Raw genomic sequence first — 19,917 nt, 5'->3', positions numbered from 1 at the left:
TTTTATTATGAATAAGCCTGATATAGAAGAAGTAGCAAAGTTTCTCATAGAATACACATCTAAAATGCTAAGCATAGGCACATATACAGCAAGAGTAGATAGATGTGTATCTAGAGTAGCAAAGTCTTACGGATATAATGTAAGCCTTACAGCATTAACCAAGCATTTTAGTATAAGTATAACAGACAATAGCAATAGTTCTATTTTTAGAACTTACGTAATTGATACACCAAATCACTTTATAAGTTTTAGCCTTATTTCTGAACTTAGTGCACTTAGTTGGCAAATACAAGATGAGCGCCTAAATATACAAGATGCGATACAAAACTACAACGAGATCATAAATTTCAAACAAAATCATATCAAAAAAACTATCTTATTCATAAGTCTTGCAAATGCTGCATTTTGTAAATTATTTGGAGGCGACACAGGAAGTATGTTTGTTGTTTTTGTAGCTACTTTTATTGGATTTATTTTTAGACATTTAACAACAAAAATAAGATTAAATATAAAATTACAACATCTAATGGCAGCATTTATATCATCATTTGTGGCCTATCTTGGTATATATTTTGGTTTTTCTTCAACACCAGATATAGCCATAGGTTCAAGCGTATTATATCTAATGCCTGGTGTTATGCTTATAAACTCAACATTTGATATACTAAATAGTAATGTATTGATTGGTCTAGCAAAAGCCATAAATACAGGACTTTTGATAGTATGTATAGCAATAGGCGTATACATAACACTATCCATATCAAGCATAAAGTTATTAAATGTATAATTTTATACTTGATGCAGTATTTGCTGCTATTGCCGGATTTGGATTTGCATATGTAAGTTCACCGCCAAAAAATACACTTCTTGTATCAGCATTTATAGCTGCCATAGCGCACTCTTTTAGATATCTCATTTTGCATAATGATATTTTAAATATATCGCTAGCAACTCTTATTGCATCTTTTTTGGCAGGTATACTAGGAATGTTTTTTGCATTTAGACTTAAGGTTCCAGCTGAAATCATAGCATTTCCAGCCCTACTCCCTATGATACCCGGAATTTATGCCTATAAAAGCATATTGGCATTATTCTTATTTATAAAAAATGATGATGTTGCTATAAAGTCAAAACATTTGGTATTGTTTTTTGATAATGCACTAACTACAATTTCTGTAGCATTAGCACTTGGGGTTGGAGTTTCTATAACACTTTTACTATTTTACGAAAGAGCTTTGATGAGCACAAGGGGAGCTAGAAAAAACTCAAAGAAAGACAAAAAATGAAGATAAGAATATACTATGAAGATACAGATACAGGTGGGATTGTATATCATGCAAATTATATAAAATACTGCGATAGAGCAAGAAGTGAAATGTTTTTTTCTTCATCAATAAAGCCATTTACAAAAGATGCTTTTTTTGTTGTTTCAAGCATAGAAGCAAAATACATAAAACCTGCTTTTATAGGAGATTTGATAGAAGTAAGGACTAAAATTTTAGAAATAAAAAAAGCAAGTGCTGTCTTGGAACAGAGCATATATAGGGTTGAAGATATTGAAAAGAACTCAAAAGACGATTTATTGTTTAAAGCACAAATCAAAATCGCATTCGTTTCAAATTTAAAACCAAAAAAAATGAATGACGAAATTGCATTATTTTTTAATAATTATAATCACTCAAATCATTAGTTTTAATAAAGTTATATTCATCTGTTTTTAAAATATCAACACCATATATAACCTGATTATCTATTATTTCTTGATCAAATTTTCTATTTTTTCCAGTAGCTAGACTATATATATAATCAAGCCCTACACTAGATGAATAACCAATCCAGTTATATCTTAGATCTATACCAAATAAAGCATTTATACTACTCAAACTATCATCATCAAGGAAAATTGAATTAGCGATATAAAATTTCTCCCTATCACTTGTTTTTACGAGTTGCAAAAATTTTGGATTGTAGTTTATTTGAGTACTTAATAAAGCAAATGGCTCTATTTCAAAAATTTTTAATTGCGTTGCTATTAGCGATGCTTTAATAAGAGATAAATTTAAAAATATACTTGAGTTATTAATATATGAAAAATTATTAAAATACTCTTCAAATTTTATATTTTTAGCTAACATTTCAACTTCATACACACTATTTTCAGATATATTTTTTACATAGTTATTTAAAGAATTCCCGGTAAAACTTCCATCACTAAAAGCACTTATTTTATTATTGGCAAATTCAAAAAGTGATTTAATCTGAGCTTGATAATCCACACCTCCAAATACAAAATTTGGATTATTTAGTTTAAAAAGTGATGAATGGATACTTGGCAAAAAGAAAGTTTCATTCGGATAGGCTAGTTTATTTACCAAGATGACTCCATTAGCAGTCAATGGAGCTATAAAATATTTTATAGAATCTTTTCTGGCCTCATCCAGCGCTTTTTGAATATTTTCAGGACTCTCATCATCACTGTTTATAAATTTCAAATCAACATTTAAATCATACTTTAAAGCATAAGAAATCAATGATTTTGTAACACTATCAGAATATGATTTTATAATCTTTTGTGGTAATATAACAGCTATTTTTAAATTATCATTTAAAACCATATCAGGAGTATAATAATATATTTTTAAATATTTATCCAAAAGCTCTAAGCTTGTTACTCTAAGCCTATCAAAACGAGCTAAAAAACTAGCTATCATATCCTGTTGCAAAAGCTCATTCAAGCAATCATCATCACAAAAACCAGGTTCTAAATCAATATAGTACATCGTAACAGGTTTTATATCTGACATTCTTTGTTCTTTTGCAAAAACAGAAAAGAAAAGAAAAAAAATCAGTATATATTTCATAAAACGTCCTTTATTTTATTTAAATCGTTTATAAAATTTGCTTGTAGACTTGGATTTTTAATTATTTTATCCAAAGAATATGTTGCCATCAAAAAAGCATTTCCAAACTTTAAAAAACTACCACGTAAACTTTCAAAAGAGCTATTTTTTGCATTTTGAATATATAAATTCAAAAAAACATCTTCACCTAAAGCCACAATAATTTTAGGCTTAATAAAATTCATTTCTTCATCCAAATACGGTCTGCATTTAAAAAAACAATCAGATAAATCTAAACTCATTTGTTTTTTGCAATGCAATAAATAGCTTATATAAAAATCTCTCTCTGAAAATTTAAGATATTTTCTCAATAACTCAAAAAAATTATCCATAATATTAGTATTTAAATTTGGTTCTAACATAACAAATATTATTTTTGAATTAATATTACCAAAACCAGTATATGATTTTACCGAATAATTTTTTAAACAACAAAGGTTGCAATTTATAATTTGATTATTTAATTTATCAAAACTATCAAAATAAAAACATGAAGTGCTTTTTAAATCTTGTTTTCCTACAAAATTATACCCAATAGCTTTTAAAAAATATAATTTTTTTAAATCATTATCATTCATGCATATAATTATAGTTAATTTTTGATTAAATTTAGCTATTCAAAGCTTTTTAAGTATTGCTTTGATAAAATCACGCTTTTACATTAAATTTTAAGGATTAGTATGAAAAGAACTTATCAACCTCATAAAACACCTAAGAAAAGAACTCATGGTTTTCGTGTTAGAATGAAAACAAAAAATGGTCGCAAAGTTTTAAATGCTAGACGCGCAAAAGGAAGAAGAAGATTGGCAGTCTAGTTGGTTTTGAGTCTATAGGCGACTCAAAAGAATTTTCTTTGGTTTATAAAGATGCTAAAAAATGGCACTGCGAGTCCTGTATTCTTTTTTATAGACCTTCTCAGGAAAACAAAATGGCAGTTGTGGCCAGCAAAAAAGTAGGTAAAGCCGTCATAAGAAACAGATGTAAAAGACTATTAAAATCAGCATTTATAAATGCATCTTCAAATCTAAAAGACGGAACCTATATTTTAATAGCAAAATCTGGCGTAGATAAAATATCTTTTAACGATATTAATAAAAATTTAAAGTGGTCGTTAAAGAAATTAGGGTGTTTAAAGTGAAAAGTATTGTTATTTTTATGATTAATTTTTATCAAAAATACATATCCAAATTTACTCCTGCTTCTTGTAGATATTATCCAACTTGTTCAGAATACACAATTTGGCAATTTAAAAATAACAATTTTTTCTTAGCCATTATCTACTCTACACTGAGAATTTTAAAATGCAATCAATTTTTCAAAGGTGGTATTAATTACCCTATTGTTAGTAAGAATTTTGAAACTTTATATGTCTTTAAAAAAATAAAATCTATAAATATTATTTTTTGGTTTGTTCCATTTAAGGATGACAAATTCTATGTTATAAAAAAATTTAAGGGAATATGAAATTATGGATAAATTATCAACACAAAAAAGGGTTTTATTAGCGACAATATTTTCATTTGTTTTTTTTATCGCTTATGACTTTTTTTTCATACCAAAACAACCGATACAAGATAACAATATAAGCGCAAAAACAAATTCAAATATAGAGCAAAAAAATAATTTTACAAAAAAAGAAATTGACAACACAAGTAATGAAATAATAAATTCAAAGTCAAATACAAGTAATGAAATTCTTGTAAAAATAAAATCAGATAAATTTGAAGCACACATAGATACTCTAGGAAGAATCAGCAAATTTTATCTAAATGAAGATAAATATCAAACCGAAGATGAAAAAAGAATACAACTTGTAAGCGAATCATTAATGCCTTTGGAAATTAGATTTAGTGATGAAAAAGTAAATCAGCTTGCATTTAAAAATAAATACACAACAGATATAAATGAAGTGAATATAACAAATGATTCAAAAACAATAAATCTAAAACAAGACTTGGAAGATTTTACCTTAAATAAAAAGATAACATTCTTTCAAAATGGAACATACGATATAGAAGTTTCTACAAGTAAAAATATTGATTATTTTATAACTACTGGATTAAGACCAAGTATTGCAATAGACACACTAACAGTTCATGGTGTATTATTAAGACATATAGATGATAAAATAACTGTTTTAAAAGATGATGATCTTGAAGGAAATGAGAAATTTAACAATGTAGACATAGCAGCAGCTTCTGACAGATACTATACATCTTTGTTTTTCTCTTTTGGAAAACCACTAAATGTTGTTATGAGCACAGATGAAAACAAAAATGCACTTGTATTTATAAAACAAAATGGTGATTTTAAAACAAAAGCCTATATAGGACCAAAAGATCACGATGTTTTACAAAATATAGATAAAAGGCTAACAAATATTATAGAGTATGGTTGGTTTACATTTATAGCAAAACCAATGTTTAGCTTCTTAAATTTCTTACATACACACATAGGAAATTGGGGTTGGGCTATCGTTGTTTTAACAATTTCTATAAGAATAATTTTATTCCCTCTTACATATAAGGGTATGGTATCTATGAATAAAATAAAAGAGATTGCTCCAAAAATGAAAGAACTTCAAGCAAAATATAAAGGTGATCCACAAAAACTAAATACACACATGATGGAACTTTATAAAAAACATAATGCAAACCCTATGGGTGGTTGTCTGCCTATACTTATGCAAATACCTATATTTTTTGCGATATATAGAGTTTTACTAAATGCGATAGAGCTTAAAGCTGCTCCATGGATTTTTTGGATACACGATCTTTCTGTGATGGATCCATATTTTATACTACCTATATTAATGGGTGCTACAATGTTTTTACAACAAAAACTTACACCAACAACATTTAACGACCCAATGCAAGAAAAGATAATGAAATTTTTACCACTTATATTTACAGTATTTTTTGTTTCATTTCCAGCAGGACTTACACTTTATTGGTTTATAAACAACTTGTTTTCTGTAGCACAACAATCTTTTGTAAATAGAATATTTGAAAAGCAAAAAAATAAGAGTGCGGAGGTAAAATAATAATGCGTATAGAAGCACAAAATTTACAAGAAGCTTTTCAAAAAGCAGCAGAGAAGTTAAATTGCTCCGTAACAGAACTTGATATAAAGGTTATACAGCACCCTAATAATGGATTTTTAGGGTTTTTTAAAAAAAATGCAATTATAGAAGCCAATAATGAAAAAACCATAAATACACCTAAACCAAAAAATGAGCAAAAAGATTCTAGTGACAAAAATAAAAAAAGAAATAAAAATAAAAAAAGTCAAAATGATAAAAAAACTGAACCAACAAATATAGAAAAACAAAATGAACCTAAACAAGATTATATTATAAAGCGTTTAGACAAAGAAGAAAACGACAAGAAAAAGCAAGAAAAAGCAAAACAAGAAAATACACAAAATCACATAGAGTCTAAACAAAACAAACCTCAGCAAAATATTGATTTTGATAAAATTTTACCTGAAATCAAAACTGGTCTAGTAAAACTTTTTGCCTCTAGTTTCTTTAAAATAGATAAAATTGAAGTTAGTAAGTATTCAGATGATTGTGTATTAATTGAGCTTGATGGAGATGATGCGGCTTTACTTATAGGTAAAGAGGGATATAGATATAAAGCTATATCTTATTTGATTCATAATTGGCTTAACCTTAAATACAATCTATCAATAAGACTTGAAATAGCTGAGTTTTTAAAAAATCAAGAAAATACGATGGATCAATACCTAAGCAATATCATACAAAGAATTCAAACAAATGGAAAAGCTCAAACAAAACCACTTGATGGAGTGCTTGTAAAAATTGCTGTTTCTAAATTGAGAGAGAAATTTCCAGATAAATATGTTGGTATAAAAACCAATGGAAACGATAAGTTTGTTATAGTAAATGACTTCATTAAAAAATGATACAATAGTTGCAACAGCAACAGCACACGGAGCCGGCTCTGTAGGTATAATCAGAATGAGCGGTTTTGATTCTTTAAAAATTGCCAAAAAGATGATAAAAAAAGAAGAATTGACTCCAAGATATGCAACTTTATGCAAAATTTACTCATTAGACAACTCCTTTATGGATGAGGGGTTAATTATATATTTTAAAGCCCCAAATAGCTTTACTGGCGAAGATATAGTTGAGTTTCAAATTCACGGTGGATTTACTATAACAGATATGCTTTTAAATGAACTTATAAAAGCTGGAGCTAGGTTGGCAAACCCTGGTGAATTTAGCAAAAGAGCTTTTTTAAACGATAAAATAGACCTACTAAAAGCAAATGCAATAAGTGCTATGATAAATGCAAGAAGCCAAAGTGCTGTTAAAATACTAGCTAGACAGATGAAAGGCGAATTAAAAGAGTATGTTGAAAATATAAGACTTGAACTTATCAAAACACTGGCATATGTAGAAACAAGCATAGACTATGCCGATGATGACCTACCCGAAGATATAATAATTCAAATAAAGCAAATGCTTGTAAAAAATAGCCAAAGTCTTGATAAAATAGTTCAGATAAGCAAACAAAGAAGCGGTCTTATAGATGGTTTTAAAATAGCAATAGTCGGAAAACCAAATGTCGGAAAAAGCTCTATACTAAATTCACTTTTAAAATATGAAAGAGCAATAGTTTCAAATGAAGCTGGAACAACAAGAGATACAATAGAAGAAGAGTTAAAAGTAGGAACTCATATAATAAAAATAATAGACACAGCTGGAATCAGAGAAAATACAGGAGCTATTGAAGAAATAGGAATAAGCTATACCTTAAGAGCAATAAAAGAAGCCGATATAATACTAGCTGTTTTTGATGCCTCAAGCAAGGCAACCGAGCAAGATAAACAGATAATTAAACTTATAAACAACTCTGATAAACAGATATTTTTTATATTAAATAAGATTGATTTAGATATTAAATTTGATTTGGATTTAAAAGATCCTATAAAAATATCGGCAAATGATAGTGTAGATGAAATTTTAAACACATTAAATAACTTTTTAAATAATCAAGATACAAGTGAGCTAATGCTAAGCTCTGTTTCTCAAATAAATGCTTGTGAAAATGCTAGTACAGCACTAAAAAACGGTTTAGACTTAATGCAAGATAACGAGCTAGAACTTTTTGCTTATGAATTAAACAAGGCTATAAAAAACATAGCAGATATAACAAAACCGGTTGAATATTCTGAATTACTTGATGAAATGTTTTCTAATTTTTGTCTAGGAAAATAAAATACTATTTTTCTCTATATCTCTTTGGATATTCGAAAAATAGCACCCTAACCTCATCTTTTTTTATGTCTGAAAATTTACCTTCAAACTCTATAGCAAAAACTCCACAAGTTGGCATATTTCCTATACAAACATCACTTATATACTCACAAATTTCAGTTATTGCCGGATTGTGAAGAACTAAAAACACATTTTTTATATCATCATCTATCGTCTGTATAAACTCAAAAATATAATTTGCAGTTGCTGTATAAAATCTTTTTTTATACTTTACATCTTTTTTTATACCCATCTCATTAAAAAGCTCTTTTACAGTTTGTTTACATCTAATAGCGTCACTAGAGATAACCAAATCAAATGCTATATCATGTTTTTTAAGAGCTTTTGCTATAAGTTTTATATCTTTTTTACCTCTATCATTAATAGCTCTTTTAAAATCTTTATCAGAATTTGTTTCAACAGCTTTTGCATGTCTCATAAAATAAATTTTTTTCATCTTATAGCCATCTGTTTTATGATTTTTATCTCATCTATAGAAAAACCAGCCTTAAGCCTATCTTCTTCGTTTAATTCTCTACTTGTCAAAAATGAATTTGGATAAAGTCTTTGTATTATGTTTATGTATTCTAGCGGATCTATATTTTCAATTTTACAAGCATACTTAAACCACTTATCGCCTTTTTTCACATGGGCTATCTCTTCATCAAGTATAATTTGCAAAGCATTTATAAGATCAATGCTAGCATTTTGTTTTTTTAATTTTTTGATTATATGAGCATTTGCATCAAGACCATTTGCTTCCATATATCTAGGCAGAAGCGCCATTCTTTCTAAAAGACTATTTTCTGTTTTTTTAAGTGCCACAAAAAGCCCATCATGCACTTGCATGCAGCCATAATATCCACCATTTTTAGCAAGCAAATCTTCTATCATCAAAAAATGACGCACCTCATCATCGGCTACCTCAAGCCAATCATCATAAAAATCACGACTCATCAAATCAAATCTATAGCACTCATCTAAGGCTATATCAATAGCACTAAATTCTATATGAGCAACAGAATGTATAAAATATAAATTTTTATCTTTTTGTGGTATTTTTTTATTTAAATTCCTCATAGAAACCACATCACAAAAATCACCATAACAAGGTTTTTCAAGAGATCTTGGCTCACTTACCCTATTAAAATTTATATCTTTTGTATTTTTGTATTCTTTATAAAATTTATGAAATTTTGCAATCTTTTTGTTTTTATTGCCTTCATTAATAATATCCCAAATCGAATCAAAAAAATTCACTAAAAAACCTTATTGGTAAAATTATCACAAATCAATGAAGTTTTTATTTTATCAAAATTTTGTTTTCTAAGCAAAAAATCAATATAATATTTTTTTACTTTTTAAAATTTCTAAGGCTTTAAATGTATTATTTGCAAATAACTGGACAAAACAAACTATCAGGCGAAGTTAAGATAAGTGGAGCTAAAAATGCAGCTCTACCTATAATAGCACTAACTTTGCTTGCAAAAAACAAAGTTAATATAAAAAATATTCCAAATGTAGCTGACATAAAAACACTAGCGCAATTATTAACAAATTTAGGCTCAAATTGCGAATATAAAAACGATAATGAAATCAATATAGACACAACAGGGATAAACTCAACCACTGCAACATATGACATAGTAAGGAAAATGAGAGCTTCTATACTTGTATTAGGACCACTTTTAGCTAGATTTGGTAAATGCGAAGTAAGTCTTCCTGGTGGATGTGCGATAGGTCAAAGACCTATAGATCTTCATCTATCAGCACTAGAAAAAATGGGTGCTGAAATACAAATCAAACAAGGATATGTCGTAGCCAGTGCAAAAAATGGCTTACAAGGTGCAAAAATAGTTTTTGATAAGGTAACAGTAACTGGTAGTGAAAATATTATAATGGCTGCTGCATTGGCAAATGGAAAAACGCATCTAATAAATGTAGCAAAAGAGCCTGAGGTTGTTCAAATATGTGAAATTTTATCAAAAGCTGGTGTTAAAATAGAAGGCATAGGCACAGATGAGCTTATAATACACGGAACAAATAAAGAGCTTTTAGATATAGATAAAATAAATGTTATACCAGACAGAATAGAGGCTGGAACCTACCTATGTGCTGGAGCTATAACAAACTCACAAATAACAATCACAAATGTAAATCCAAAACATTTAGAAGCTATCACAACAAAACTTGAACAAATGGGATTTAAAATACAAACAAATGAAAATAAAACAACTATCATTCCGGCTGATAAAATAAATAGTTGCGAAATTGTAACAAGAGAGTATCCAGGGTTTCCAACCGATATGCAAGCTCAATTTATGGCGCTATCTTTAGTCGCTGATGGCGTAAGCACTATAGATGAAAGACTTTTTGAAAATCGCTTTATGCATGTAAGTGAGCTTTTAAGAATGGGTGCTGATATAAGATTAAACGGTCATATGGCAAGTATTTATGGTGGCAAAAAGCTAAATGCCGCAGATGTTATGGCTACAGACCTTAGAGCAAGTTCGGCTCTAGTTCTCGCAGCTCTCGCAGCAGAAGGAACGAGTAGAGTTCATAGAATTTATCACCTTGATAGAGGGTATGAAAATTTACATGAAAAACTACAAATGCTTGGCGCAAACATACAAAGACTTAAGGAAGAATAATGCTTGAATTAAATGAAGTTTTTGAAATTTTAAAAAGCAATGAAACGCTAGATGAATGTGTTGCCTTAGAAAATGCATTGGGTAAAATAACAAGCCAGGATATAATAGCTATAAAAGATCTTCCTTGTTTTGATAATTCGGCCTTAGATGGATTTGCCATAAAATTTGATCAAAAAGAAAACGGATACAAGCTTATAGACACTGTCTTTGCTGGCGAAACAAGAAAAACACAAATAAAAGACAATGAATGTATAAAAATAATGACTGGGGCTATATTCCCAGAAGGAGCTGATACTATTTTAAAAATAGAGGATAGTATTGAAAAAGATGGAAAAATATATCCAAAAAACCCAGAAAAATTAAAAAAAGGTGATGCGCATAGATTTAAAGGTGAAGAGATAACAACAGGAAATATCCTAATAAAAAAAGGAACAAAACTAGAGCCAACTCACGTAATGCTACTAGCAGCTCAAGGTATATATAATGTAAAGGTAAAACCAAACCCTAAAATAGCTATATTTTCAAGCGGGAATGAATTAAAAGAGCCTTGGGAATTTGCAAATGAGACACAAATTTATAATGCCAATGCACTTGGAATTTCATCACTACTTCAAAAAAATGGATTTAACTCATCATACTTTGGAATAATAAAAGATGACTTAGAACAAACAATAAATTCCTTAAAAAATACAAGCAATTTTGATGTAGTTATATGTTCTGGCGGGGCTAGCATGGGTGATGCTGATTTTATGAAAATGGCTTTAGATAAGCTTGGATATATACAAATTTTTGATAAAATAAACCTAAAACCTGGAGCTCCAACAAAAGCTTATAAAAAAGATAACCAAACAGTATTTATACTACCTGGAAATCCAATGGCTGCATATATTTGCAATCTTGTTATAGTTGTACCTTTTTTAAATAATAGTAAGCCTGAGATGATAAAATGCATATCTGGCGAGAATATAAAGTTTAAAAAAGGTCGTGCAAATGTTGTTTTAGGAAATTTACAAGATGGTAAATTTTATAGTTTAAATAACAACAAATATGGCTCAGGTATGATAACACCGCTAACACAAAGCGATTTTATATACATATCAAACCCATCTGAAGAGCAAATTATGCAAGACCAAGAAATTTATATAATGAAAATTTCTTGACAAATGAAAAAGTTTTTGATAAAATCACGCTTTATTTTTGAACTTAAATTATGCGGGAATAGCTCAGGGGTAGAGCATAACCTTGCCAAGGTTAGGGTCGCGAGTTCGAATCTCGTTTCCCGCTCCATCATAATCCTACTTTTACCACTATTTTTATTTGGTTTTGATGTAAATATTTATCCAATGTATTGTATAAACGATAGCACTATAAGCTTAAAAACATTTGGTTTTGATGGCGAAGATAATGAAATTTTAAATCTTGAAAACAAACGTGCAGCAAAGATAGATAAAGAAAAACTATTTGAAATTTTAAAATCTAATTTTAAAACATTTAATGATAAAACAGGAAAAACAGTCGCCTTTGTAAGAAATTGCACTACCTATGATAAAATTCAAGCAGAATTTATAAAAACATTAAGCAATGAGTATCAAAATATAGATATCAAGGATATTGATATAATATCACAAAATAAACTTCCAGATAATTTTGATAATTTTAAATTAAAAGAAATTTCGGTATTAAAAAATCCAAAATCAAATGGAAACTTTAAAGCTACTTTTGTGGTAAATGACTTTAATATCAAAACTCTTTATTTTAGATATAATTTTAAAGCCCAAATACCTGTTTTTGTTGCTATAAAAAACCTTAATAGGGGCGATGAATTAGATGTTTTTGATTATCAAAAATCATTTGTGGATTTTAATAAATTTGATATAAACTTATTAAAAGATATTGATAATTCTAAAATGATAGTAAAAACAGAGATTAAAGCCGGAGATGTTCTATTAACACAGAATTTCACAAAAATCTCTTTGATAAAAAGAGGTGATAAGATAAATGCCACATTAAACGATGGTGGATTAAGCTTGATAATAGAGACAATAGCTGTTCAAAATGGAAACTTAGGTGATGAAATAACAGTAAGAACAAAAGATAGAAAAAGCTTTAAAGCAAAGATAGTATCAAAAAATATGGCGATTATACAATGAAAATAGCAGTAGGAATAACGGGCGCTAGTGGTTGTTTTTTAGGCTTTAAATTAGCCTATGAAATAAGTAAAAATCACGAAACATATGTTGTGATAAGTGAAAGTGCAAAAACCACACTAAAACTTGAAAATGGAATAAATTTTAATGAAGAAAAACAAAAGCTACAAAAAGCTACAATCCTTGATGATAAAGACATAGGTGCTTGTGTTGCTTCTGGTTCATTTGGAATACAAAAGACCATCATTGCACCTTGTTCCATAAACACACTAGCAAAGATATCAAATGGTTTTTGCGATACACTAATAACAAGAATGGCAGCCGTTGCATTAAAAGAACAAAAAAGATTAGTACTTGGAGTAAGAGAGATGCCATTTTCAAATATATCCCTTAAACAGATGAGTGAACTAAGCTCATTAAATGTTATGATAGCTCCACCGGTGTTTGGATTTTATTCAAAATCACAAAGTTTTGATGATATCTGTGATTTTATAGTTGGAAAATGGCTTGATACTCTTGGGATAGAAAACTCATTATATAAAAGATGGAATTAATAAATTTATTTTTTAATAAAAAACAGATAAAATAACGATTTTAAATTTTTACGAGGTATTGAATTGAAAGCTTGTATGTATCCTGGAACCTTTGACCCCTTAACAAATGGACATGTAGATGTTATAACAAGAGCATCTAAGATTTTTAGCAAAGTAATAGTAGCTGTTGCAAAAAACGACAACAAAAAGCCTTTGTTTAGCTTAGAACATAGAATAAAAATGGCAAAAGAGTGTGTAAAAAAACTAAAAAATGTTGAGATATTGGGATTTGATGGTTTACTTGTTGATTTTGCAAAACAACACGATATAAAGATAAATATAAGAGGTCTTAGGGCTGTTAGTGATTTTGAGTATGAACTACAAATGGGCTATGCAAACTCTACACTTTATCATGAATTTGAAACAATATATTTAATGCCTAGCTTAAATAATTCATTTATCTCAAGCTCTATAGTAAGGTCTGTATTAAACCACAATGGAGATGTAAGTAAATTAGTTCCAAAAGAGATTATTAAATATCTTAAAGAGATAAAATAAATGTATATTTTATTTGAAGGTATAGATGGAGTTGGTAAAAGCACACAGATAAAAAAAATATCACAATTTTATAATGATGTTTTAATAACAAAAGAGCCAGGCGCAACGCCTTTTGGCGACAAGATAAGAGATATTTTATTGCATGGAAAATTTGATTTAAGCAAAAAGGCGGAGATGTTTTTATTCTTAGCAGATAGAGCTGAACACACCCAAAGCGTAATAGAAAAGAACCAAGATAAATTAATACTTAGCGATAGAGGTTTTGTGTCAGGTATCTCATATGCCATAACAAATGATAGCGAATTAAATTTTGATACTCTTTTGAGCTTTAATAAATTTGCATTAAACAATAATATGCCTGATAAAATTATATTTTTTAAAGCTGATGAGAGCTTGATTTTAAAAAGATTTAAGCTTAGAAATAAAAAAGACACAATAGAAAAAAGAGGTATAAAATATCTCTTGCAAGTTCAAGAAAATATGGAAAATACCATAGATAAATTAGGTATCGAAAGCTTAAAAATAGATGCTACTTTAAAAAAAGATGAGATAACAAAACAGATAATAAATTTTATAAACTTAGATAAGGATAGGATATGATAAACGCACTTCGTGGAATGAAAGATATGATGTTAAAAAAAGCCAAATTATATGAGCATATAGTAAAAATTTGCGAACAGACAGCAAAAAATTATGGCTATACATTAGTAAAAACTCCTCATTTAGAACAGACATCTCTTTTTAAAAGAAGTGTTGGTGAAAGTAGCGATATAGTCGGCAAAGAGATGTATCAATTTACAGACAAAGGCGACAACGATGTCTGCTTAAGACCAGAAGGAACAGCTGGTGTTGTAAGAGCGTTTATAGAGTCAAAACAAGATAAAACAAATGGTGTTTATAGATATTTTTATCACGGTTCTATGTTTAGATACGAAAGACCACAAAAAGGAAGACTTAGGGAATTTCATCAATTTGGAGTTGAGTGTTTTGGAGAAGCTGATGTAAAAGAAGATGCAAGTGTTATTCTTATGCTAAACGAGATACTAACAAAACTAAATATCAAAACCACTCTTAAAATAAACTCACTAGGTGATGCTTCATCAATGGCTACTTATAAAGAAAAATTGGTAAAGTTCTTAGATGAGCATGACAATGAGATATGTGCTGATTGCCAAAGAAGAAAGGCCTTAAATCCTATAAGAGTTCTTGATTGTAAGAATGAAAGCTGTCAAGAAATATACAAAAATGCACCGCTTATGATAGATAATTTAAACGATGAAGCAAAGGCTGATTTTGAAAAATTAAAAGAAATTTTAACTAATAATCAAATATCTTTTGAGATAGATCCAAAACTTGTTAGAGGTCTTGATTATTACTGCAAAACAGCATTTGAGTTTATTAGCAACGAGATAGGCTCACAAAGCGCTGTTGCTGGTGGCGGAAGATACGATAGACTGGTTGAATATCTTGGAGGCAAGGCAAATTACGGTGTTGGTTTTGCTATGGGCATAGAAAGAATTATGGAAATCTTAAACGAGATAGATGAAAAAAGAGATGGAATTTATATATGTGCTTTAGATGAAAAATATACAGATTATATTTTTAACTTGGGCATAAAGCTAAGAAAAGATTTTAAAGTAGATATATCTTATAAAGCAAAAAAACTTCAAAAACATCTATCAGATGCAGACAACAACAATTCAAAAATTTTCCTATGTGTTGGAGAAAATGAAAAAAACAACAATGAAATTTGGTTTAAAAACCTACAAACAAAAAATGAAAAAACTATAAAAATAGATGATATTTATAAGGAGCTTGAAAATGAATGATTATGGCCTTAGTATTTGGGGTGATAACAATTTTATTATAGAACAAGGTAAGGTTTGTGTAAATAAAAAAAGCAAACCAGCGATACTAGATATAGTAAAAGAGATAAATTCTCAAGGCTATAGAGGCCCTATATTGCTTCGTTTTCCACACCTTATCAAAAAACAGATAGAGCAAATTTATGCAAGTTTCTCTAAGGCAAAAAAAGAATTTGGATACAAGGGAAATTTTAATGCCGTTTATCCATTAAAAGTAAATCAATATCCAGGATTTGTTAAAAACCTAGTTACATTAGGAAAGCCTTATAATTATGGACTTGAAGCTGGAAGCAAGGCTGAGTTGCTACTAGCAATGGCTTATAATAACGAAAATGCACCTATAACAGTAAATGGCTTTAAGGATAAAGAGCTTATAAATATAGGATTTATAGCTTCTGAAATGGGACACAATATAACACTTACAATAGAGGGCTTAAATGAACTTGAAGCAATTATAGCAACAGCAAAAGAGCGTTTTTCTCCAAAACCAAACATAGGACTTAGAATAAGACTTCACTCTACTGGTTCTGGAATTTGGGCAAAAAGTGGTGGTATATACTCTAAATTTGGGCTTACATCAACCGAACTTATAGAAGCTATAAATATGCTAAAAAAAGCAAATTTATTGGAATGTTTTAGTATGATACATTTTCATATAGGTTCGCAAATAACAGAAATTCATCCACTAAAAAAAGCCTTAACGGAAGCTGGAAACATATACGCAGAGTTAAGAAAAATGGGTGCAAAAAATCTAAAAGCTATAAACTTAGGTGGCGGTCTAGCGATAGAATACTCACAATTTAAACAAGCATCAAGTAGAAATTATACACTTAATGAATATGCAAATGATGTTGTCTATCTTTTAAAAAGCATAGCAGAACAAAAAAATGAACAAGAGCCTGATATTTTTATAGAATCAGGGCGTTTTATATCAGCTTCTCATGCCTTACTTGTTGCTCCGGTACTTGAACTTTTTTCACAAGATCACACAGAAGAAAAATTAAATTTAAAAGAAAAAAATCCACAACTTATAACAGAACTTTATGACCTATACAACTCTATAAGACCATCAAATGCATTAGAATATCTACACGATAGTATAGATCATATGGAAAGCGTATTGACACTTTTTGACCTTGGTTATGTTGATTTACAAGATAGATCTAATGCTGAGGTATTAGTTCAACTAATAGGAAAAAAAGCTGTAATAATGCTTGGAAATAAAAACAGTACATCTGATTTATTGAAAATCCAAGAAGAGATAAAAGAGAGATACTTGGTAAATTTCTCACTATTTCAATCCTTGCCTGATTTTTGGGGGCTAAAACAAAACTTTCCTATAATGCCATTAGATTGTCTTGATATACGCCCTACTCTACCTGCTTGTATTTGGGATATTACTTGTGATAGCGATGGAGAGATAAGCTATAAAGATGAACTAAATCAACTATTTTTACACGATGTTGATGTAGAAAAAGATGAGTATTTTTTAGGATTTTTCTTAGTTGGGGCATATCAAGAAGTTTTAGGAATGAAACACAATCTTTTTACACATCCAACAGAGGCTATTGTTGAAATAAATGAGACCGGCTTTGAGATAAAAAATCTACTTGAAAGTCAATCTATCCTTGATATTATGGAAGATATGGACTATGATATACATGAGATACAAGATACTTTAAACGAACGCTTAGAACGATCAAATCTTGTTAACGAAACGCAAAAAAAACAGATACTAGGAGAAATATATCTATTTTTGAATGATAATGGTTATCTAAAAACAATAAACTAAATTTAAAAATTTTTATTAGTTTATAAAAAAGTGATAAAATATTGGTCTATAACAATATTTGAAATATAAAGCAAAGGATTAAGTATGTTATCAAAAAGAATGCAAACTTTAAGTGAGTCTTTAACCATAGCAATATCAGCTAAAGCAAAACAAATGAAAGCTGATGGCATAGATGTTATAAGTTTTAGTGCTGGCGAACCTGATTTTGACACACCAAAAGTAATAAAAGATGCTGTAAAAGAAGCACTAGATAGTGGCTGTGGAAAATATACAGCTGTAGCTGGCGAGCCTGAAGTATTAAAAGCAATAGCTACAAAATTAAAAAAAGATAACAACTTAACCTACACAACAAATCAAATCATAACAAATGTTGGAGCAAAACACTCACTTTTTAATATATTTCAAGCACTTATAAACGAAGGTGATGAAGTTATTATTCCAAGCCCTTACTGGGTAAGTTATCCTGAAATTGTAAAATTTAGTGGCGGCGTTCCTGTATTTTTAGAAACTACCGATGAGTGTGATTTTAAAATAACACCTAAACAATTAAAAGATGCAATAACAGATAAAACAAAGGTATTTTGTCTAAATCACCCAAACAACCCAACAGGTTCTGTTTACACAAAAGATGAACTTTTGGAATTTGCAGAAATTTTAAAAGATACAAATATAATAGTTTTAAGCGATGAAATTTATGAAAAACTAACATATGATACAGAATTTGTAGCAGTAGCTTCTATTAGTGATGATATGTTTAAAAGAACTGTTACTATAAATGGACTTAGCAAATGCGGAGCTATGCCTGGATGGAGATTTGGGTATATGGCAAGCGTTATGGATGAGCTAAATGCTGCCGTTAAAAAACTACAAAGCCAAAGCACTAGCAACATATCAACACTAACCCAAAGAGGAGCCATAGCATCACTTCTTGGCAAAAGCGATGATGATATACAGTATATGAAAAACGAGTTTCAAAAAAGAAGAGATTTGGCTGTTGAACTTATAAACAATATAGATGGGTTAAAAGTCAAAAAACCAAATGGAGCATTTTATTTATTTGTAAATTGTAAAAAAGTCGATGAAGACTCAGTAAGATTTTGTAAAAAAATGCTAGAAGAAGCAAAGGTTGCAACAGTACCTGGGATAGGTTTTGGAATGGAAGGCTATTTTAGACTAAGCTTCGCAACAGATACGCAAAGCATAAAAAAAGGAATAGAAAGAATAAGTAATTTTATAAAAAATTACAAAATATAAGATCGGGTAAAAAATTGATAAAAATAGAAATTAACGGATATAATTTTCACACAAACTCAAAAGACTTAAACGAATTAAAAAGTGAAATTTCAGATGAATTAAAAAGTGAAATTTCTCTTTTTATACAAAAACACAATCTACTTGAAGCTGACATTTTTATACTAAATGGTTTTGCCACAAAAGAAAATCAGCCTTTAAAAGATAACGATAAAATAAATATAATAAAACGTGGTATTATGCCTAGCAACGAGATATTAAAATCAATGATAGAAGCTAGAAATTCCCCTGAATTAAACAATGCTCTATCAAATGCTTGTGTAGGCATAGCCGGACTTGGCGGACTTGGTTCAAACATAGCTTTAAGTCTTGCTAGAGTCGGTGTATCAAAACTTATTTTGGTTGATTTTGACATAGTAGAACCAAGCAATTTAAATCGCCAGCAATACTATGTAAGTCATATAGGCATGAATAAAACACATGCATTAAAAGACCTAATTAGCAAAATAAATCCATTCGTTGAAGTGATAACACATGAAATTTATCTTGATAAAACAAATGTAGCAGATATTTTTTCAGAATGTAGCATAGTTTGTGAAGCATTTGACAATACATTGAGCAAATCAATGATTATAAAAGAAGCTGGAAATAGTCTAAAAGAGAAAAAAATAATTTGTGGTTCTGGAATGGCTGGAATGCATAGTTCAAACTTAATAAAAACTGTAAAATTTGCAAATAACTTATATATATGTGGAGATTTTACAAACGAAGCAAAAATAGGTCAAGGGTTAATGGCGCCTAGAGTTGCTATATGTGCAAACCATGAAGCAAACTTAGCATTAAGACTATTGATGAACTTAGATGTATAAAATCATTAAACAATTTTAAGTAGTTTTTATAAGCTTCAAAAGCCAATCATATCAATAAAAACTAATG

At 29.2% G+C, this 19,917-nt stretch carries 23 protein-coding genes and 1 tRNA gene; 20 read left to right on the top strand and 4 right to left on the bottom strand.

The annotated features are described in order from the left end of the window. Positions 1-7 precede the first annotated feature (7 nt). The 3 genes from CPIN18021_RS03810 to CPIN18021_RS03800 are packed head-to-tail and all read left to right on the top strand — an operon-like array spanning position 8 to position 1,690. Positions 8-787, top strand: a complete 780-nt coding sequence (locus CPIN18021_RS03810; RefSeq protein ID WP_078423216.1) for a threonine/serine exporter family protein — start codon at positions 8-10, stop codon at positions 785-787. Next, on the top strand, positions 780-1,286 hold the full coding sequence (locus CPIN18021_RS03805; protein WP_078423215.1) for a threonine/serine exporter family protein: 507 nt from the start codon (positions 780-782) through the stop codon (positions 1,284-1,286). Before CPIN18021_RS03810 ends, CPIN18021_RS03805 begins: the two co-directional genes overlap by 8 nt. Further along, positions 1,283-1,690: a YbgC/FadM family acyl-CoA thioesterase gene (locus CPIN18021_RS03800; protein WP_078423214.1), complete on the top strand. Its 408-nt coding sequence runs from the start codon at positions 1,283-1,285 to the stop codon at positions 1,688-1,690. The genes CPIN18021_RS03805 and CPIN18021_RS03800 overlap by 4 nt, the downstream gene beginning before the upstream one ends. Here CPIN18021_RS03800 and CPIN18021_RS03795 read toward each other — a convergent pair. Both CPIN18021_RS03795 and CPIN18021_RS03790 read right to left on the bottom strand, forming a co-directional pair. Next, entirely contained in the window at positions 1,662-2,861 is a 1,200-nt protein-coding gene (locus CPIN18021_RS03795) for a hypothetical protein (RefSeq protein ID WP_078424437.1), read from the bottom strand. The genes CPIN18021_RS03800 and CPIN18021_RS03795 overlap by 29 nt on opposite strands. Continuing rightward, positions 2,858-3,478, bottom strand: a complete 621-nt coding sequence (locus CPIN18021_RS03790; RefSeq protein WP_078423212.1) for a uracil-DNA glycosylase family protein — start codon at positions 3,476-3,478, stop codon at positions 2,858-2,860. The genes CPIN18021_RS03795 and CPIN18021_RS03790 overlap by 4 nt, the downstream gene beginning before the upstream one ends. Positions 3,479-3,580: 102 nt before the next feature. On the opposite strand from CPIN18021_RS03790, the gene rpmH reads away from it, so the two are divergent. Genes rpmH through mnmE form a run of 6 tightly spaced genes read left to right on the top strand, consistent with a single transcriptional unit; the run spans position 3,581 to position 8,145 of the window. Then, entirely contained in the window at positions 3,581-3,715 is a 135-nt protein-coding gene (gene rpmH / locus CPIN18021_RS03785; RefSeq protein ID WP_078398032.1) for a 50S ribosomal protein L34, read from the top strand. Beyond that, positions 3,703-4,038 (top strand): ribonuclease P protein component, encoded by a 336-nt coding sequence (gene rnpA, locus CPIN18021_RS03780; RefSeq protein WP_069632452.1) that lies wholly within the window; start codon positions 3,703-3,705, stop codon positions 4,036-4,038. The genes rpmH and rnpA overlap by 13 nt, the downstream gene beginning before the upstream one ends. Further along, positions 4,035-4,364 carry a membrane protein insertion efficiency factor YidD gene (gene yidD, locus CPIN18021_RS03775; protein WP_078398051.1) on the top strand — a complete coding sequence of 110 codons (330 nt, stop codon included), beginning with the start codon at positions 4,035-4,037 and terminating at the stop codon, positions 4,362-4,364. The genes rnpA and yidD overlap by 4 nt, the downstream gene beginning before the upstream one ends. A 4-nt stretch (positions 4,365-4,368) precedes the next feature. Further along, positions 4,369-5,943, top strand: a complete 1,575-nt coding sequence (gene yidC / locus CPIN18021_RS03770; RefSeq protein WP_078424436.1) for a membrane protein insertase YidC — start codon at positions 4,369-4,371, stop codon at positions 5,941-5,943. Positions 5,944-5,945: 2 nt separating this feature from the next. Continuing rightward, positions 5,946-6,827 (top strand): Jag N-terminal domain-containing protein, encoded by an 882-nt coding sequence (locus CPIN18021_RS03765; RefSeq protein WP_078423210.1) that lies wholly within the window; start codon positions 5,946-5,948, stop codon positions 6,825-6,827. Beyond that, a complete protein-coding gene (gene mnmE / locus CPIN18021_RS03760) occupies positions 6,808-8,145 on the top strand; it encodes a tRNA uridine-5-carboxymethylaminomethyl(34) synthesis GTPase MnmE (protein WP_078424435.1) in 1,338 nt (445 codons plus the stop codon). Before CPIN18021_RS03765 ends, mnmE begins: the two co-directional genes overlap by 20 nt. 4 nt (positions 8,146-8,149) lie before the next feature. On the opposite strand, the gene CPIN18021_RS03755 is transcribed toward mnmE, so the two are convergent. Together CPIN18021_RS03755 and CPIN18021_RS03750 are read right to left on the bottom strand one after the other, a co-directional pair. Beyond that, complete coding sequence (locus CPIN18021_RS03755) at positions 8,150-8,641, bottom strand: SixA phosphatase family protein (protein ID WP_078424434.1); 492 nt, start codon at positions 8,639-8,641, stop codon at positions 8,150-8,152. Beyond that, positions 8,638-9,444 carry a ferritin-like domain-containing protein gene (locus tag CPIN18021_RS03750; RefSeq protein ID WP_078424433.1) on the bottom strand — a complete coding sequence of 269 codons (807 nt, stop codon included), beginning with the start codon at positions 9,442-9,444 and terminating at the stop codon, positions 8,638-8,640. The genes CPIN18021_RS03755 and CPIN18021_RS03750 overlap by 4 nt, the downstream gene beginning before the upstream one ends. A 122-nt stretch (positions 9,445-9,566) precedes the next feature. Between CPIN18021_RS03750 and murA the strand changes: the two genes are divergently transcribed. From murA to thiF, 11 genes are all read left to right on the top strand, one after another. Then, positions 9,567-10,835 (top strand): UDP-N-acetylglucosamine 1-carboxyvinyltransferase, encoded by a 1,269-nt coding sequence (gene murA, locus CPIN18021_RS03745; protein WP_078424432.1) that lies wholly within the window; start codon positions 9,567-9,569, stop codon positions 10,833-10,835. Further along, the gene (locus tag CPIN18021_RS03740; protein WP_078423205.1) at positions 10,835-11,995 is read left to right on the top strand and encodes a molybdopterin molybdotransferase MoeA; all 1,161 of its coding nucleotides are present in this window, start codon (positions 10,835-10,837) and stop codon (positions 11,993-11,995) included. Before murA ends, CPIN18021_RS03740 begins: the two co-directional genes overlap by 1 nt. A gap of 52 nt (positions 11,996-12,047) precedes the next feature. Next, a tRNA-Gly gene (locus CPIN18021_RS03735) sits at positions 12,048-12,122 on the top strand. 56 nt (positions 12,123-12,178) lie between these two features. Beyond that, entirely contained in the window at positions 12,179-12,985 is an 807-nt protein-coding gene (flgA, locus tag CPIN18021_RS03730; RefSeq protein ID WP_078424431.1) for a flagellar basal body P-ring formation chaperone FlgA, read from the top strand. Next, positions 12,982-13,536 carry a UbiX family flavin prenyltransferase gene (locus CPIN18021_RS03725; RefSeq protein ID WP_078424430.1) on the top strand — a complete coding sequence of 185 codons (555 nt, stop codon included), beginning with the start codon at positions 12,982-12,984 and terminating at the stop codon, positions 13,534-13,536. Before flgA ends, CPIN18021_RS03725 begins: the two co-directional genes overlap by 4 nt. Before the next feature lie 75 nt (positions 13,537-13,611). Next, positions 13,612-14,073 carry a pantetheine-phosphate adenylyltransferase gene (coaD, locus tag CPIN18021_RS03720; protein WP_078424038.1) on the top strand — a complete coding sequence of 154 codons (462 nt, stop codon included), beginning with the start codon at positions 13,612-13,614 and terminating at the stop codon, positions 14,071-14,073. Further along, a complete protein-coding gene (tmk, locus tag CPIN18021_RS03715; RefSeq protein WP_078424429.1) occupies positions 14,074-14,673 on the top strand; it encodes a dTMP kinase in 600 nt (199 codons plus the stop codon). Beyond that, entirely contained in the window at positions 14,670-15,902 is a 1,233-nt protein-coding gene (gene hisS / locus CPIN18021_RS03710) for a histidine--tRNA ligase (RefSeq protein ID WP_078424428.1), read from the top strand. Before tmk ends, hisS begins: the two co-directional genes overlap by 4 nt. Next, positions 15,895-17,730 (top strand): biosynthetic arginine decarboxylase, encoded by a 1,836-nt coding sequence (gene speA / locus CPIN18021_RS03705; protein WP_078423201.1) that lies wholly within the window; start codon positions 15,895-15,897, stop codon positions 17,728-17,730. The genes hisS and speA overlap by 8 nt, the downstream gene beginning before the upstream one ends. Positions 17,731-17,814: 84 nt before the next feature. Beyond that, complete coding sequence (locus tag CPIN18021_RS03700) at positions 17,815-18,984, top strand: pyridoxal phosphate-dependent aminotransferase (RefSeq protein ID WP_078424427.1); 1,170 nt, start codon at positions 17,815-17,817, stop codon at positions 18,982-18,984. Between the two features lie 14 nt (positions 18,985-18,998). Then, entirely contained in the window at positions 18,999-19,850 is an 852-nt protein-coding gene (gene thiF / locus CPIN18021_RS03695) for a sulfur carrier protein ThiS adenylyltransferase ThiF (RefSeq protein WP_078424426.1), read from the top strand. The last annotated feature ends 67 nt before the right edge of the window (positions 19,851-19,917 follow it).

It is taken from the genome of Campylobacter pinnipediorum subsp. caledonicus (assembly GCF_002022005.1).
GTDB lineage: Bacteria > Campylobacterota > Campylobacteria > Campylobacterales > Campylobacteraceae > Campylobacter_A > Campylobacter_A caledonicus.
This window is presented reverse-complemented; position numbering and strand designations above follow the sequence as displayed.

Excerpts from the sequence above, each read along its gene's own strand:
- CPIN18021_RS03810 (WP_078423216.1), top strand. The coding sequence starts at position 8 with ATGAATAAGCCTGATATAGAAGAAGTAGCAAAGTTTCTCATAGAATAC.
- murA (WP_078424432.1), top strand. The coding sequence starts at position 9,567 with ATGTATTATTTGCAAATAACTGGACAAAACAAACTATCAGGCGAAGTT.
- yidC (WP_078424436.1), top strand. The coding sequence starts at position 4,369 with ATGGATAAATTATCAACACAAAAAAGGGTTTTATTAGCGACAATATTT.
- CPIN18021_RS03740 (WP_078423205.1), top strand. The coding sequence starts at position 10,835 with ATGCTTGAATTAAATGAAGTTTTTGAAATTTTAAAAAGCAATGAAACG.
- CPIN18021_RS03795 (WP_078424437.1), bottom strand. The coding sequence starts at position 2,861 with ATGAAATATATACTGATTTTTTTTCTTTTCTTTTCTGTTTTTGCAAAA.
- CPIN18021_RS03800 (WP_078423214.1), top strand. The coding sequence starts at position 1,283 with ATGAAGATAAGAATATACTATGAAGATACAGATACAGGTGGGATTGTA.
- flgA (WP_078424431.1), top strand. The coding sequence starts at position 12,179 with ATGTATTGTATAAACGATAGCACTATAAGCTTAAAAACATTTGGTTTT.
- CPIN18021_RS03755 (WP_078424434.1), bottom strand. The coding sequence starts at position 8,641 with ATGAAAAAAATTTATTTTATGAGACATGCAAAAGCTGTTGAAACAAAT.
- tmk (WP_078424429.1), top strand. The coding sequence starts at position 14,074 with ATGTATATTTTATTTGAAGGTATAGATGGAGTTGGTAAAAGCACACAG.
- CPIN18021_RS03700 (WP_078424427.1), top strand. The coding sequence starts at position 17,815 with ATGTTATCAAAAAGAATGCAAACTTTAAGTGAGTCTTTAACCATAGCA.
- coaD (WP_078424038.1), top strand. The coding sequence starts at position 13,612 with ATGTATCCTGGAACCTTTGACCCCTTAACAAATGGACATGTAGATGTT.
- speA (WP_078423201.1), top strand. The coding sequence starts at position 15,895 with ATGAATGATTATGGCCTTAGTATTTGGGGTGATAACAATTTTATTATA.
- CPIN18021_RS03790 (WP_078423212.1), bottom strand. The coding sequence starts at position 3,478 with ATGAATGATAATGATTTAAAAAAATTATATTTTTTAAAAGCTATTGGG.
- mnmE (WP_078424435.1), top strand. The coding sequence starts at position 6,808 with ATGACTTCATTAAAAAATGATACAATAGTTGCAACAGCAACAGCACAC.
- hisS (WP_078424428.1), top strand. The coding sequence starts at position 14,670 with ATGATAAACGCACTTCGTGGAATGAAAGATATGATGTTAAAAAAAGCC.
- CPIN18021_RS03765 (WP_078423210.1), top strand. The coding sequence starts at position 5,946 with ATGCGTATAGAAGCACAAAATTTACAAGAAGCTTTTCAAAAAGCAGCA.
- rpmH (WP_078398032.1), top strand. The coding sequence starts at position 3,581 with ATGAAAAGAACTTATCAACCTCATAAAACACCTAAGAAAAGAACTCAT.
- CPIN18021_RS03805 (WP_078423215.1), top strand. The coding sequence starts at position 780 with ATGTATAATTTTATACTTGATGCAGTATTTGCTGCTATTGCCGGATTT.
- CPIN18021_RS03725 (WP_078424430.1), top strand. The coding sequence starts at position 12,982 with ATGAAAATAGCAGTAGGAATAACGGGCGCTAGTGGTTGTTTTTTAGGC.